Genomic DNA, 13721 nt, shown 5'->3' with positions numbered 1-13721 from the left:
ACATAAAAATCGAACTAACAAGCATTTTATAAAGAAAAACGGCATAAAACATCAAAATTGATATTTTATGCCGCAAAAAAGGAATAAAAAGATATTATTTATTCTTTTTAAGTGATTTGTAGACGGGAATAAAGACTAATGCTGCCGAAATGATAAGCATAAGTATGGTAGGACCGTCAATACGTTCGGCGTATACCAATACTATGTAACAAAGCGCCACCCAAAGCAGAATGATACAAACTATTTGTGATTTGGATAAAGGACGTTTCATTTATTAGCTTTTTTCTTTTCTACAATAGCGTCGATAACAGCCACGGCGGTGATGTTCACGATGTCGCGTACCGAGCTTTCGATATCTGTAAAATGGATCGGTTTGTTCAGCCCCATTTGGATCGGGCCGATAAATTCGGTATCCGGGTCCATGGCCTGCAACAACTGATATCCTGCATTGGCAGAGCTTAGGTTGGGGAATACCAATGTATTCACATCCTTTCCGTTGAGGCGGGTGAAGGGGTACTTGGAGTCACGGAGTTCGCGGTTCATGGCAAAATTCACCTGCATTTCACCGTCAATAGCCAGTTCGGGATATTCTTTCTGCATATAAGCTACTGCTTCGTGTACCTTCAGCGGGCTTCCTGCCTGGTCGGAACCGAAGTTAGAATAGCTCAGCATGGAGATCACCGGGGTATGATTGAAGAATCTGACAGTTTGGTCGGCCAGCTTGGCTATATCTATCAGAGTGGAAGTATCCGGATGGCGGTTGATCAAAGTGTCAGCCAGGAAGTAAGTTCCCTTTTTGGAATTCAGGATGTGCATGGTTCCGAAATGCTTGTATTCCGGACGGATGCCGATAACTTCTTTCGCTACTTTGATGGTATTGCTGTATTTGGTGTATAATCCGGTGATGAAAGCATCCGCGTCTCCGGTTTCAACCATCATCATACCGAAGTAGTTGCGCTCGAACATCTTGTCGTTGGCTTCTTCGTATGTAGCACCTTCGCGGGCACGTTTCTGAGAGAGGATGTGGGCATAACGTTCGCGTCGTTCTGCCTCACGGTCGTGGCGAAGGTTGATGATTTCGATTCCGTCCAGGCTCAGGTCGAGTTCCTTGGCCAGTTTCTCGATGCGTTCTTCGTTACCTAATATAATAGGGTGGCAGATTCCTTCCGATTTAGCTTCGACAGCGGCTTTCAGCATGTTGGGGTGTCCGCCTTCGGCAAATACCACACGTTGCGGGTTGCGGCGGGCGGTATCGTAGAGCTGGCGGGTCAACTGGGATTCCTGTCCCATCAATTCGCGGAGATGCGTTTTATATTCATCCCAGTTCTCGATATTCTTGCGGGCCACACCACTCTCCATAGCGGCACGGGCCACGGCGATAGATACTTCCGTAATCAGACGCGGATCTACCGGTTTCGGGATAAAGTATTCCGGACCGAAAGTGAAGTTGTTCACATGGTAAGCTTCGTTCACCACATCGGGCACGGGTTGTTTGGCCAGATTGGCAATGGCGTGTACGGCGGCAATCTTCATCTCTTCGTTGATTGCTTTTGCCTGAGTGTCGAGCGCTCCGCGGAAGATATACGGGAAACCGATTACATTATTAATCTGGTTCGGATAGTCCGAACGTCCGGTTGCCATCAATACGTCGGGACGGGCAGCCATGGCGTCTTCATATGAAATCTCGGGTGTGGGGTTTGCCAAAGCGAACACGATGGGCGAGGAGGCCATGCTGCGCACCATATCCTGAGATAATACATTTCCTTTTGACAGGCCGAGGAATACGTCTGCTCCCTTGATTGCTTCGGCCAGTGTATGAATGTCGGTACGGTCGGTTGCGAAATAACGTTTCTGTTCGTTCAAGTCGGTGCGTGCCTTGCTGATAACGCCTTTGCTGTCGAGCATGACGATATTTTCGAGGCGGGCGCCCAATGATACGTAGAGCTTCGTGCACGATACGGCGGAAGCACCTGCACCATTGACAACGATTTTCACATCTTCTATCTTCTTACCGGCCACTTGCAAGGCGTTTACCAGTCCGGCACTCGAGATGATGGCCGTTCCGTGTTGGTCGTCGTGCATCACAGGGATGTCGAGCTCTTCTTTCAGGCGGCGTTCTATCTCAAAACATTCGGGTGCTTTGATATCTTCCAGGTTGATACCTCCGAAAGTAGGAGCGATGGCTTTTACGGCTTCGATAAATTTATCAGGATCTTTTTCGTTGACTTCGATGTCGAACACATCGATACCTGCATAGATTTTGAAAAGTAAACCTTTACCTTCCATTACCGGTTTACCGCTTAAGGCGCCGATGTCGCCCAATCCCAAAACTGCTGTACCGTTTGAGATTACGGCTACCAGATTACCTTTGGCTGTATATTTATAAGCATCCTGTGGGTTCTTTTCTATTTCGAGGCATGGTTCTGCCACACCGGGAGAGTAAGCGAGAGATAAGTCGGTTTGTGTACTGTAGGGTTTGGTAGGTACTACCTCAATTTTACCGGGTTTGCCCTGTGAGTGATAGAGCAAAGCGGCTTCTTTGGTTATTTTAGCCATGATTATGCGTTTTTATAAAGGTTATCATTTGCCCGCAAATGTAGGAATAAAACTTCGGAATCGTAGTCTATTTGATATAAATTCTATTAAATTAATAACAAAAAGGCACAAAAAGATGAAAATGTATCCAGCTTTTTCTCTTCTTTCTGCATATTTATTACAAACGAGATGATGATTCTGAATAATTGTATTTATACCCATACTCTTTTCTATAATGAACGTTTGTGTGCAGAAAATAAATATCCTTATAATAGAAGACATATAGCTAAAAAAAATAAATAAAAGTTGCCTCGGACAACTATTTTCACTATAAATGACTATTTTCCGCCGAAAAGTTTTTGTAATATCAGAGTTAATCGTATTTTTGTGTACAATTTTGGTGTAGTGATGACAGAAGAAGAAAAGAAGCTATTAAGTACCTTTGAAGCAAGGCTGCGGCATTTAATCTATCTGCATGATGAATTAAAGCGCGAAAATGCTGAGTTAAAGCAACTTCTCGAAGAAGAGAAGGCCGAACTCGAAAAGGTGAAAGCTGAATACAAAGCGTTAGAATCAAACTACACAGACCTAAAAACAGCTACGGCAATCAGCCTTAACGGCAGCGACGTAAAAGAGACGAAGCTGCGATTGTCTAAATTAGTGCGTGAAGTCGATAAATGCATCGCTTTGTTGAATGAATAACATAAAAAAGGATGTATGAACGATAAAATAAAAATAAACCTGCAAATAGCAGATTCTTATTATCCCCTCACCATCAATCGTGACGAGGAAGAGACCGTAAGAGAAGCGGCAAAGCAGGTAAATATCAGGCTCAATGCGTATCGGGAGCACTACAGGAACATAGCTCCGGAAAAGATTATAGCTATGGTGGCATATCAGTTTTCACTGGAAAAGCTGCATCTGCTGCAACGTAATGATACCCAACCGTATACGGCCAAGATAGAAGAACTTACAGAAATGCTGGAAGAGTATTTCAGGAACGAGGAATAACTGTTTCCATTTTTATAAAAGAAAATCCACGCACTGCTAAAGATGCCCGGAAGAAGAAGCTTTCGAGTATTTGGCAGTGCGTTTTTATTTATATTTAAATTAAATTACAATGTTAGTAACAATAGTAGCATCCATTGCATGCTTCATCGTAGGAGGAATCTTATCGTACGTATTGTTTAAATACGGACTGAAGGCCAAATATGATAATGTCCTGAAAGAAGCAGAGACAGAAGCAGAAGTGATTAAGAAGAACAAACTGCTGGAAGTAAAAGAGAAGTTTCTCAATAAGAAAGCAGATTTGGAAAAGGAGGTAGCCCTGCGTAACCAAAAGATCCAACAGGCCGAAAATAAGCTGAAACAACGTGAAATGGTGCTGAGCCAGCGTCAGGAAGAGATTCAGCGTAAAAGAGCCGAAGCCGATGCTGTCAGAGAGAATCTGGAAGCACAGTTGGGAATCGTGGATAAAAAGAAAGAGGAACTGGACAAACTCCAGCATCAGGAAATTGAAAAACTGGAAGCACTTTCCGGGTTGTCGGCCGAAGAGGCAAAAGAACGCTTGGTAGAGTCGTTGAAAGAAGAGGCAAAGACTCAGGCGCAGTCTTATATCAATGATATCATGGACGATGCCAAACTGACTGCAAGTAAAGAGGCTAAACGCATCGTGATACAGTCGATACAACGTGTGGCTACGGAAACTGCCATCGAGAATTCTGTAACTGTATTCCATATTGAATCGGATGAAATCAAGGGACGTATCATCGGACGTGAAGGCCGTAATATCCGTGCTCTTGAAGCTGCTACCGGAGTTGAAATCGTAGTAGACGATACTCCTGAAGCAATTGTTCTTTCCGCATTCGACCCCGTTCGTCGTGAAATAGCCCGTCTGGCATTGCACCAGTTGGTTACTGACGGACGTATTCACCCGGCACGCATCGAAGAGGTGGTTGCCAAAGTGCGTAAACAAGTGGAAGAAGAAATTATTGAAACAGGTAAACGTACTACCATCGACTTAGGTATCCACGGATTGCATCCGGAACTGATTCGAATCATCGGTAAGATGAAATATCGTTCATCTTATGGACAGAACCTGTTGCAGCATGCACGTGAGACTGCCAACCTTTGTGCTGTGATGGCCTCTGAACTGGGCTTGAATCCGAAGAAAGCAAAACGTGCCGGATTGTTGCATGATATTGGTAAGGTGCCCGATGAAGAACCGGAATTGCCACACGCTTTGCTGGGTATGAAACTTGCTGAGAAATTCAAGGAAAAACCGGATATTTGTAACGCTATCGGTGCCCACCACGATGAAGTAGAGATGACCAGCCTGCTTGCGCCTATCGTACAGGTGTGTGATGCCATCTCCGGAGCACGTCCGGGTGCACGCCGCGAAATTGTTGAGGCTTACATCAAGCGTCTGAACGATCTGGAACAGTTGGCTATGTCTTATCCGGGTGTAACCAAGACTTATGCTATCCAGGCAGGACGCGAGCTTCGTGTTATTGTCGGGGCAGACAAAATAGACGACAAGCAGACGGAAAATCTGTCGGGTGAAATTGCGAAGAAGATTCAGGATGAGATGACTTACCCGGGACAGGTGAAGATAACCGTTATCCGCGAAACACGTGCGGTGAGCTTTGCAAAATAAAGACTGAAAAAGAAAATGTTTATGATAAGGGCGAAGCAATTCGCCCTTTTTTAATTCCTCGTTAAACAGTTATTTTAATATTCATGAAATATGAAGAACTACCTATTTGAAGTTTGTACCAACTCCGTAGAGAGTTGCATTGCTGCACAGGAAGGTGGAGCAAACCGCGTGGAACTTTGTGCAGGCATCCCGGAGGGCGGAACGACTCCCTCGTATGGCGAAATCGCGATGGCACGTGAGGTGCTGACAACTACACGGTTGCATGTCATTATCCGTCCGCGTGGAGGAGATTTTCTTTATTCTCCCATCGAAATAAAGACTATGTTGAAGGATATTGAAATGGCTCGTCGACTTGGAGCTGATGGGGTGGTGTTTGGATGCCTGACAGCAAACGGAGAGATAGATGTGCCGGTGATGGAACAGTTGATGGAAGCTTCTGAAGGTTTGTCCGTCACTTTCCACCGGGCATTCGATGTGTGCCGTGATGCATCTAAGGCTTTGGAGCAGATAATTAACCTGGGATGTGACCGTATTCTGACTTCGGGGCAACAGGCAACGGCTGAACTTGGCATACCTTTGTTGAAGGAACTCCGTGAAAGGGCGAACGGCAGAATCATTCTCCTTGCAGGTTGTGGGGTGAACGAAAAGAATATCTGCCGGATTGCAAAAGAGACCGGTATTCAGGAATTCCATTTCTCCGCACGGGAGAGTATCAAAAGCGGAATGGCATACAAGAACGAGGCTGTATCTATGGGAGGAACTGTTCATATCAGCGAGTATGAGCGGAATGTGACAACTGTGAAGCGTGTGAAGGATACGATTGGAAACCTCACTTCTGTCATCTGACAGTGTAGTTGTGGCAGCCTGAAACAAAGCAACCTTGTAAGTTGTTAGTTAGCGAAAAGTATTCATCCGATTAAAATGCTTTAGCTATGATAAAATTGAGATTCAGCTTGTTAATGACTCTGTTGATGGTTGTCATGTCTGTTTGGGCAGATAATGCTCCTGCCAAGGCGCAGGCGGCTTTGAAAAAAATGTATCCCAAAGCTGATGGTATCGCCTGGTCACAGGACAGCGGTTACTATTGTGCCGATTTCATGATGAATGGTTATGAAAAGAATGTCTGGTTCAATGCGCAGGGACAATGGCAGATGACCCAGACGGAGTGGGGGGATACCGATGAACTTTCTGCTACGGTATATAATGCGTTTGCTTCCGGTCCTTATTCCGGCTGGCAGGTGGAAGATGTTACTTATGTCGAGTTTCCCAAATGGCAACCGATTATTGTCATCAAGGTAGGGCAACAAAATGTAGACATTCAATATCAGCTGTTTTATAGTCCGAACGGGGCATTGCTGCGTACCCGTAATGTGAGTTATATGGATGATATATTGGGACCGGGTACATTCTTGTAACTGTAGTCTCCTATCAATGACTTACGTGTAAGGTGCGAAGAGTTCTTAAACTTTTTCCACCTTACACGTAAATTATTGGTCTTATCCCATAAGCCAGACAGCTTTTTGGGGCATAAGCTTATAAATGAACGCAGTGAATGCCCAGCTGCAGAGGAATATACAGATAGCCATCAGTGGAACCTGTAGAGGGATAGGTAACGATGAGGGCCCTATTAGAAGGAAAAAAGGACCTACGACGAAGTAGTGAACCATATAGATGCCGAAACCGCATTTGGTCATGTTGGCCAGTGCTTTTATGACAGTCTGATTGGTGATGACTACTTTTTGTAGCAGTAAGAAGGTGGCTAAGGTCATTAACAATACGTTGGGGCTACAGAAGGTAAAGAAGAGTTCCATTTCCGTTTCTGTTGCGTTAGGATTGGCTGCTGTGGTGCTGAAACCTGTATAAGTGACATAATATCCGACGGCAAACATGAGTATGCAAAGAGTGAATGTTTTCATCAGACTCCAGTTGTTACCCTTCTTGACGTAATGCCCCAGTAATAAATATCCATTGAATCCGGCAAAATAGTAGAAGAGTCCGAATTCATTCCATGTATCAGTACCGAATACATAACCGCTTCTGTCGAACAAACAATTGGCAACATACTCCTTTAGATAAGGAATGAAGAGTGAAATAATCCATATCAGGAGAAATGTTCGTTTGGTCTTTTGATCAGCGTTGTCTATCCATGCCGAGAAGAATGGCATATAGAGATACAGGCCGATGAGCAGGTAGATGTACCACATGTGGTTCTCTTTATGGCTGAAATTGAACGGAATCATGGCTACATCCTTCAGAGAATCTATCAGGCTTTGTGATTCTTGTCCTTGCGTATAACAGAAGAAGTCCCCGATAATTTCTTTCGGCAATCCGAGTACTCCCGTAAACCAGGGAAACAGACTATATAACACCGACCAGATGAGGAAGGGAAACAAAACACGATATATGCGTTTTTTGTAGAACTGACCTAATGGCTGTTTTTTCACAGGGAGCAGAAGTAGCCCGGTCATCATAACAAACAAGGGAACCGACGGGCGGAGGAGTGAACCGTAAATTGCTGCCCAGTGCGTGTATTCGGGGATTGCCCGCATCGTGGGTGAAATGTAAAAAGGATCGATGCAATGAACGCCTATGACCATTATCATTGCAACGCAACGGATGACGTCGAGCCAGACAATACGATTGTCGGAGATAGAGTTTTGAATCATGATATTTTGTGTTTTAAGTTTCAGGCAAAGATAGGAAGAAAACAGGGCGGATATGTGCAGAATCTGACCATTTAAAGATAATATCTGGTCAAATTGTCTTTAATTGACTACTTTTGCATTCGATATAGAATGTATAAAATTAAAGATAGTATTTATGTTGAAGATATTAGTGACTTATGCCGTACAAGGCGAATTTACAGAAATCAAGTGGCCCGATGTGGAAGTATATTATGTACGGACAGGCATTGGAAAAGTGAAAGCGGCTTTTCATTTGGCGGAAGCCATTCAGCAGGTGAAGCCGGATATTGTGATCAATCAGGGAACAGCCGGAACGATTAACCATCAGGTGGGGGATGTCTTTGTCTGCCGTCATTTTGTCGACCGGGATATGCATAAAATGTCCGGATTAGGAATGGAGTGCCACATTGATTCGTCAGAGTTGCTTGCCGCCAGAGGCTTTTGCCGGCACTGGACCGAATCGGCAACTTGCAATACCGGTGATAGCTTCCTGACCGAACTGACGGATATTGAAGGAGATGTGGTAGATATGGAAGCCTATGCACAGGCCTTTGTGTGCAGGGCTAAGGAAATTCCTTTTATTTCGGTGAAATATGTTTCGGATGTGATCGGGCAGAATTCTGTGAAGCATTGGCAAGACCGGCTGGAAGATGCTCGTGCGGGATTGTCTCACTTCTTCAATGTTTTGAAAGAAAGTATATGATAAGTCACTCCTACGGCTATCAGGAAGAGGAGTACTTTGACCCAAACCAACGGAATCAGGAAAAAAATGCAATAGAGCATCGTGCCCCACATTAGCAGGAGTGAGATGATTTTAGCGCGTAAGGGGATTGCCTTATTTTCACGGAAGTTACGTATATAGGTACCGAAATATTTGTGATTCAGCAGCCATTGGTATAGGCGCGGAGATCCTTTGAAGTAGAGGGCGGCAGTGAGCAGCAAGAAAGGAGTAGTGGGTAACAATGGCAGGAAAATACCGAGAATGCCAAGTCCCAGCGAAAGAGTACCTAATATAATACAGATCGTTTTCATTCCGCAAAAATAGGAAAAATAACTTTTCTCGCTGAATGAAAACTATCTTTTGTATTATCTTTGTAGCCGCACCGAGGTGACATTAGGTGCAGTAACCATTAATAATACATATAACGATGTTTACAGTAATTAAACGAATGGAAATATCGGCTGCACATAAGCTGATTCTTCCGTACCGGAGTAAATGCGCCACTCTTCACGGTCACAACTGGATTATCACTGTCTATTGCCGTTCAGAACGGCTCAACTCGGATGGAATGGTAGTGGATTTTACCCAGATAAAACAGACCGTCAAGGAAAAACTGGATCACCAGAATCTGAATGAAGTACTTCCTTTTAATCCCACGGCGGAAAATATTGCCCGTTGGGTATGCAAGCAGATTCCACAGTGTTATAAGGTAGAGGTACAGGAGTCGGAAGCAAATACGGTGATTTATGAGAAAGATTAACGAGATTTTTTATAGTTTACAGGGAGAGGGGTATCATACAGGTACCCCTGCTGTTTTCATACGTTTCTCAGGGTGTAATCTGAAGTGTGACTTTTGTGATACCCGGCATGAAATCGGTGAAATGATGACAGACGAAGAAATTGTAAATGAAGTAAAGAAGTATCCGGCTGTCATGGTGATTCTTACTGGGGGAGAGCCTTCGCTTTGGATTGACGATGCCTTTATCGATTTGTTGCACGGGGCGGGCAAGTATGTGTGTATCGAAACCAATGGAACGAAACCTTTGCCTGCTGCTATCGACTGGGTAACTTGTTCGCCTAAGCAGGGTGTCAAATTAGCTTTAAACCGGATGGATGAAGTTAAAGTTGTTTACGAAGGACAAAATATTGACGTTTATGAACAGCTTCCTGCCGAACATTTCTTCCTTCAGCCTTGTTCTTGTAATAACACCGCAGAAACGGTGGATTGCGTGATGCGACATCCCAGATGGAGACTTAGCCTGCAAACGCACAAACTGATAAATATTTTGTGAGCTACGGAAGCTGATACGAGGGCTGCATGTCATAAGCTGTGCATTATGAGTGGCTTTGCTGTCCCCGTACGTATTTCATTGTTGATAACTCGTGGCTTATGACTCGTGACTTGTAACTAATTAATGATATATTATGAAAGTAGGTTTGTTTATCCCCTGTTATATCAATGCCATCTATCCGCAGGTAGGGGTGGCATCATATAAATTACTGAAGAGCTTAGGGGTGGATGTCGATTATCCTCTTGATCAGACTTGTTGCGGACAGCCCATGGCAAACGCCGGTTTTCAAGATGAATCTTTAAAGATGGCTATCCGTTTCAATGATTTATTTCAGAAGTATGATTACATTGTAGGCCCGTCTGCCAGTTGTGTGGCTTTTGTGAAAGAAAACCATCCCGGTATTTTGGCTAAAGAGGGTCATCAATGCCAGAGTGCAGATAAGATTTACGACCTCTGTGCCTTTATTCACGATGTGATAAAACCTACGAAAATCCCTGCTCGTTTTCCCCATAAAGTCAGTATTCATAACAGCTGTCACGGTGTACGTGAACTTTTTCTATCTGCTCCGAGTGAATTGAACATACCTTATTTCAATAAATTGCGCGATTTGCTCCAGATGGTCGAGGGGATTGAAGTGTTTGAACCCAGCCACGTGGACGAATGTTGTGGTTTCGGCGGTATGTTTGCAGTCGAAGAGCAGGCTGTATCCGTCTGCATGGGACGTGATAAGATACGGCACCACATGGAGACTGGGGCCGAATACATAACCGGAGCCGATAGCTCCTGTCTGATGCATATGCAGGGTATCATTGAGCGTGAACACCTGCCTATCCGAATTATTCATGTTGTAGAAATATTAGCATCACAATTATGAGTACCAAGCATGCAAAAGCTGCCGAGAAGTTTCTGGAAAATCCGGTGATGGCAGCATGGCACAATGAGACCCTTTGGATGGTCCGTGCCAAAAGAGACAAGATGAGCAAGGAAGTACCCGAGTGGGAAGAATTGCGTGACAAGGCATGTGCGTTGAAACTTTATTCCAACAGCCACCTTGAGGAACTCTTGCTGGAATTTGAGAAAAACGCCACAGCCAACGGAGCCATCGTTCATTGGGCAAAGGATGCGGAAGAGTATCGTGCCATTGTTTATGAAATATTGAGCAGTCATGGAGTGAAACATTTTGTGAAAAGCAAATCGATGTTGGCGGAAGAGTGTGAACTAAACCCGTTCCTGATAGAGAAAGGAATAGACGTTGTGGAGTCTGATCTCGGAGAGCGCATTCTTCAGTTGATGAATCTGGCGCCAAGTCATATTGTGCTTCCGGCTATTCACATCAAGCGTGAACAGGTGGGAGAGCTGTTTGAAAAGGAAATGGGAACGGAGAAAGGTAATTTTGATCCTACTTATCTGACCCATGCCGCTCGAAAAAGCTTGCGGAACATCTTCCTGAATGCGGAAGCTGCCATGACGGGAGCCAACTTTGCCGTAGCATCCACTGGAGATATAGTGGTTTGCACGAATGAAGGAAATGCTGATATGGGGACATCGTGCCCGACACTGAATATTGCTGCTTTCGGTATGGAGAAGATCGTGCCGGATATGGAGGCTTTGGGAGTGTTTACCCGTTTGTTGGCGCGTTCGGCAACAGGGCAACCTATCACTACCTATACCTCTCAATATCGCAATCCCCGTGAAGGAGGCGAATATCATATTATCATTGTAGATAACGGACGAAGCGCTTTGCTTGCCCATCCCGATCATATCAAGACTTTGAATTGCATCCGATGCGGTGCTTGTATGAATACTTGTCCGGTGTATCGTCGGAGCGGGGGATATTCCTACACCTACTTTATTCCCGGTCCTATCGGTATCAATCTGGGTATGGCACATGATCCGGAAAAGTATTATGATAACCTGTCAGCCTGTTCGCTGTGTATGTCTTGTTCGGATGTTTGTCCGGCAAAGGTAGACCTGGCTGAACAGATTTATAAATGGCGGCAGGATCTGGATAAGATTGGAAAAGCTAATACGGGTAAAAAAATAATGTCCGGTGGCATGAAAGTATTGATGGACCATCCAGCTCTATTCAATGCGGCTCTTTGGGCTGCTCCGGCAGTTAATTATCTGCCGCGTTTTATCAAATACAATGACTTGGATGCTTGGGGTAAGGGTCGCGAACTGCCTGAGTTTGCCAGCGAATCGTTCAACGAGATGTGGAAGAAAAATAAAGTGCAAGGAAAGGAGGAAAACAAATGAGTAGTAAAGAAGAGATATTGGCGAGTATCCGTAAAAATACGAAGAACCGTTATGAATACCCTGACTGGCAAATCAAAACCACTACTTATCCGGATGTGGTTGCCAAATTCTGCGAGATGAGTTTTGCCGTCGGAGGTGAAGCTATTGTATTGGGGGAGGGAGAAGATATCAATGCTGTCATCCGTCGTACTTACCCTGATGCTGCCAGTATTGCTTCCGATCTGGAGGAAATCACCTGCGCTACATTCAATCCTGATTTGCTGACTCGCGCACAAGATCTGGATGGAACCGATATAGCTGTTGTTAAAGGCGAAATTGGGGTGGCCGAGAATGCAGCTGTCTGGATTCCCCAAACGGTGAAGTACAAAGCGCTCTATTTTATAGCCGAAAAACTGGTGATTGTTTTGGACAAGAACCGTATTGTGAGCAATATGCATCAGGCTTACGAGCTGATAAAAGATGAAAAATATAAATTTGGTACATTTATCTCCGGCCCTTCAAAAACTGCTGATATAGAGCAAGCGTTGGTGATGGGAGCGCACGGTGCGAGAGATGTATTGGTAATATTGAAGTGATGAGGGAATGTTTATCTGTGGTGAAACAGATTTCTGCAATATCCTCTTGTACAAATATATGTTTGCAAATAAAGTAAAGAAAGTGGCTGCCATTCACGACCTTTCCGGTATGGGAAGGGTTTCTCTGACAGTCGTAATTCCTATTCTGTCGTCTATGGGGTTTCAGGTATGTCCGTTGCCTACGGCCATCCTTTCTAATCACACGCAATATCCGCATTTCACTTTTCTTGATCTGACGGATGAAATGCCTCGTATTATTGCCGAGTGGAAACGTTTGGAGGTGGAGTTCGATGCTATCTATACCGGTTATTTAGGATCACCCAGGCAGATTCAGATTGTATCTGACTTTATCCGTGATTTTCGCCGGAAAGATAGCTTGACGGTGATAGATCCTGTCTTGGGAGACAATGGTAAACTCTATTCAAATTTTGATGAAGCGATGGTGGCAGAGATGCAGCAGTTAATCACACATGCCGATGTGATAACCCCCAATCTGACGGAACTTTTCTATCTGCTCGGCCGTCCGTATAAAGAGACCAATACCGATCAGGAATTAAAGGATTATCTGCATAGCCTGTCGGAAAAAGGGCCTGAGGTGGTGATCATAACCAGTGTGCCTGTGTTGGATGAACCTCATAAAACTTCGGTTTATGCTTATAACCGGACAGGAAATCGCTATTGGAAAATCACTTGCCCTTATCTGCCTGCCCATTATCCGGGTACGGGAGATACATTTACGAGTGTCATTACCGGAGCTTTGCTGCAGGGAGACAGCCTTCCCATTGCTTTGGATCGTGCTACCCAGTTTATCCTGCAGGGAATTCGTGCCACTTTCGGTTATGAGTATGATAACCGTGAAGGTATTCTGTTAGAAAAGATACTCCATAATCTTGATATGCCAATTCAGAGTAGCAGTTACGAGCTGATTTAAATGTTTTCCGGAGTACATCTATTCATAAAAAAGCACTGCTCCAAAAATGAAACAGTGCTTTTTGCCCTTTA

General features: G+C 44.5%; 16 protein-coding genes. 12 read left to right on the top strand and 4 right to left on the bottom strand.

From position 1 onward, the window contains the following. Positions 1-94: 94 nt before the first annotated feature. Positions 95-271 (bottom strand): hypothetical protein, encoded by a 177-nt coding sequence (locus G7Y45_RS18820; RefSeq protein WP_002562412.1) that lies wholly within the window; start codon positions 269-271, stop codon positions 95-97. After that, positions 268-2556 (bottom strand): NADP-dependent malic enzyme, encoded by a 2289-nt coding sequence (locus G7Y45_RS18815; protein ID WP_005781044.1) that lies wholly within the window; start codon positions 2554-2556, stop codon positions 268-270. Before G7Y45_RS18815 ends, G7Y45_RS18820 begins: the two co-directional genes overlap by 4 nt. A gap of 387 nt (positions 2557-2943) precedes the next feature. On the opposite strand from G7Y45_RS18815, the gene G7Y45_RS18810 reads away from it, so the two are divergent. From G7Y45_RS18810 to G7Y45_RS18790, 5 genes are all read left to right on the top strand, one after another. Then, entirely contained in the window at positions 2944-3237 is a 294-nt protein-coding gene (locus tag G7Y45_RS18810; RefSeq protein ID WP_165016637.1) for a hypothetical protein, read from the top strand. Between the two features lie 15 nt (positions 3238-3252). Then, the gene (locus G7Y45_RS18805) at positions 3253-3546 is read left to right on the top strand and encodes a cell division protein ZapA (protein WP_005781039.1); all 294 of its coding nucleotides are present in this window, start codon (positions 3253-3255) and stop codon (positions 3544-3546) included. Positions 3547-3655: 109 nt separating this feature from the next. Beyond that, the gene (rny, locus tag G7Y45_RS18800) at positions 3656-5191 is read left to right on the top strand and encodes a ribonuclease Y (protein ID WP_005808123.1); all 1536 of its coding nucleotides are present in this window, start codon (positions 3656-3658) and stop codon (positions 5189-5191) included. Positions 5192-5281: 90 nt separating this feature from the next. Continuing rightward, complete coding sequence (locus tag G7Y45_RS18795; RefSeq protein ID WP_165016639.1) at positions 5282-6037, top strand: copper homeostasis protein CutC; 756 nt, start codon at positions 5282-5284, stop codon at positions 6035-6037. Positions 6038-6123: 86 nt separating this feature from the next. Next, complete coding sequence (locus G7Y45_RS18790) at positions 6124-6606, top strand: PepSY-like domain-containing protein (RefSeq protein WP_005808119.1); 483 nt, start codon at positions 6124-6126, stop codon at positions 6604-6606. 81 nt (positions 6607-6687) lie between these two features. Here G7Y45_RS18790 and G7Y45_RS18785 read toward each other — a convergent pair whose 3' ends face one another. After that, entirely contained in the window at positions 6688-7857 is a 1170-nt protein-coding gene (locus G7Y45_RS18785) for an acyltransferase (RefSeq protein WP_032539527.1), read from the bottom strand. Between the two features lie 154 nt (positions 7858-8011). Here G7Y45_RS18785 and G7Y45_RS18780 point away from each other — a divergent pair, with 154 nt between their 5' ends. Next, positions 8012-8578 carry an MTA/SAH nucleosidase gene (locus G7Y45_RS18780; protein ID WP_005808116.1) on the top strand — a complete coding sequence of 189 codons (567 nt, stop codon included), beginning with the start codon at positions 8012-8014 and terminating at the stop codon, positions 8576-8578. Here the strand turns inward: G7Y45_RS18780 and G7Y45_RS18775 are convergent. Beyond that, positions 8545-8907, bottom strand: a complete 363-nt coding sequence (locus G7Y45_RS18775) for a YbaN family protein (RefSeq protein ID WP_005781029.1) — start codon at positions 8905-8907, stop codon at positions 8545-8547. The genes G7Y45_RS18780 and G7Y45_RS18775 overlap by 34 nt on opposite strands. A 116-nt stretch (positions 8908-9023) precedes the next feature. Here G7Y45_RS18775 and G7Y45_RS18770 point away from each other — a divergent pair, with 116 nt between their 5' ends. The 6 genes from G7Y45_RS18770 to G7Y45_RS18745 all read left to right on the top strand — a co-directional run bounded on the left by G7Y45_RS18770 (position 9024) and on the right by G7Y45_RS18745 (position 13650). After that, positions 9024-9356 (top strand): 6-carboxytetrahydropterin synthase, encoded by a 333-nt coding sequence (locus G7Y45_RS18770; protein ID WP_005781027.1) that lies wholly within the window; start codon positions 9024-9026, stop codon positions 9354-9356. Beyond that, the gene (locus G7Y45_RS18765; RefSeq protein ID WP_032535463.1) at positions 9343-9888 is read left to right on the top strand and encodes a radical SAM protein; all 546 of its coding nucleotides are present in this window, start codon (positions 9343-9345) and stop codon (positions 9886-9888) included. Before G7Y45_RS18770 ends, G7Y45_RS18765 begins: the two co-directional genes overlap by 14 nt. 133 nt (positions 9889-10021) lie before the next feature. Beyond that, positions 10022-10762: a (Fe-S)-binding protein gene (locus tag G7Y45_RS18760; protein ID WP_005781023.1), complete on the top strand. Its 741-nt coding sequence runs from the start codon at positions 10022-10024 to the stop codon at positions 10760-10762. Continuing rightward, a complete protein-coding gene (locus G7Y45_RS18755) occupies positions 10759-12144 on the top strand; it encodes a lactate utilization protein B (protein WP_005808113.1) in 1386 nt (461 codons plus the stop codon). The genes G7Y45_RS18760 and G7Y45_RS18755 overlap by 4 nt, the downstream gene beginning before the upstream one ends. Then, positions 12141-12719 (top strand): LUD domain-containing protein, encoded by a 579-nt coding sequence (locus G7Y45_RS18750; RefSeq protein ID WP_005781018.1) that lies wholly within the window; start codon positions 12141-12143, stop codon positions 12717-12719. The genes G7Y45_RS18755 and G7Y45_RS18750 overlap by 4 nt, the downstream gene beginning before the upstream one ends. Before the next feature lie 58 nt (positions 12720-12777). Then, positions 12778-13650: a pyridoxamine kinase gene (locus tag G7Y45_RS18745; protein WP_032539526.1), complete on the top strand. Its 873-nt coding sequence runs from the start codon at positions 12778-12780 to the stop codon at positions 13648-13650. The last annotated feature ends 71 nt before the right edge of the window (positions 13651-13721 follow it).

This window comes from Bacteroides sp. ZJ-18 (assembly GCF_011038705.2).
Lineage (GTDB): Bacteria > Bacteroidota > Bacteroidia > Bacteroidales > Bacteroidaceae > Bacteroides > Bacteroides hominis.
This window is presented reverse-complemented; position numbering and strand designations above follow the sequence as displayed.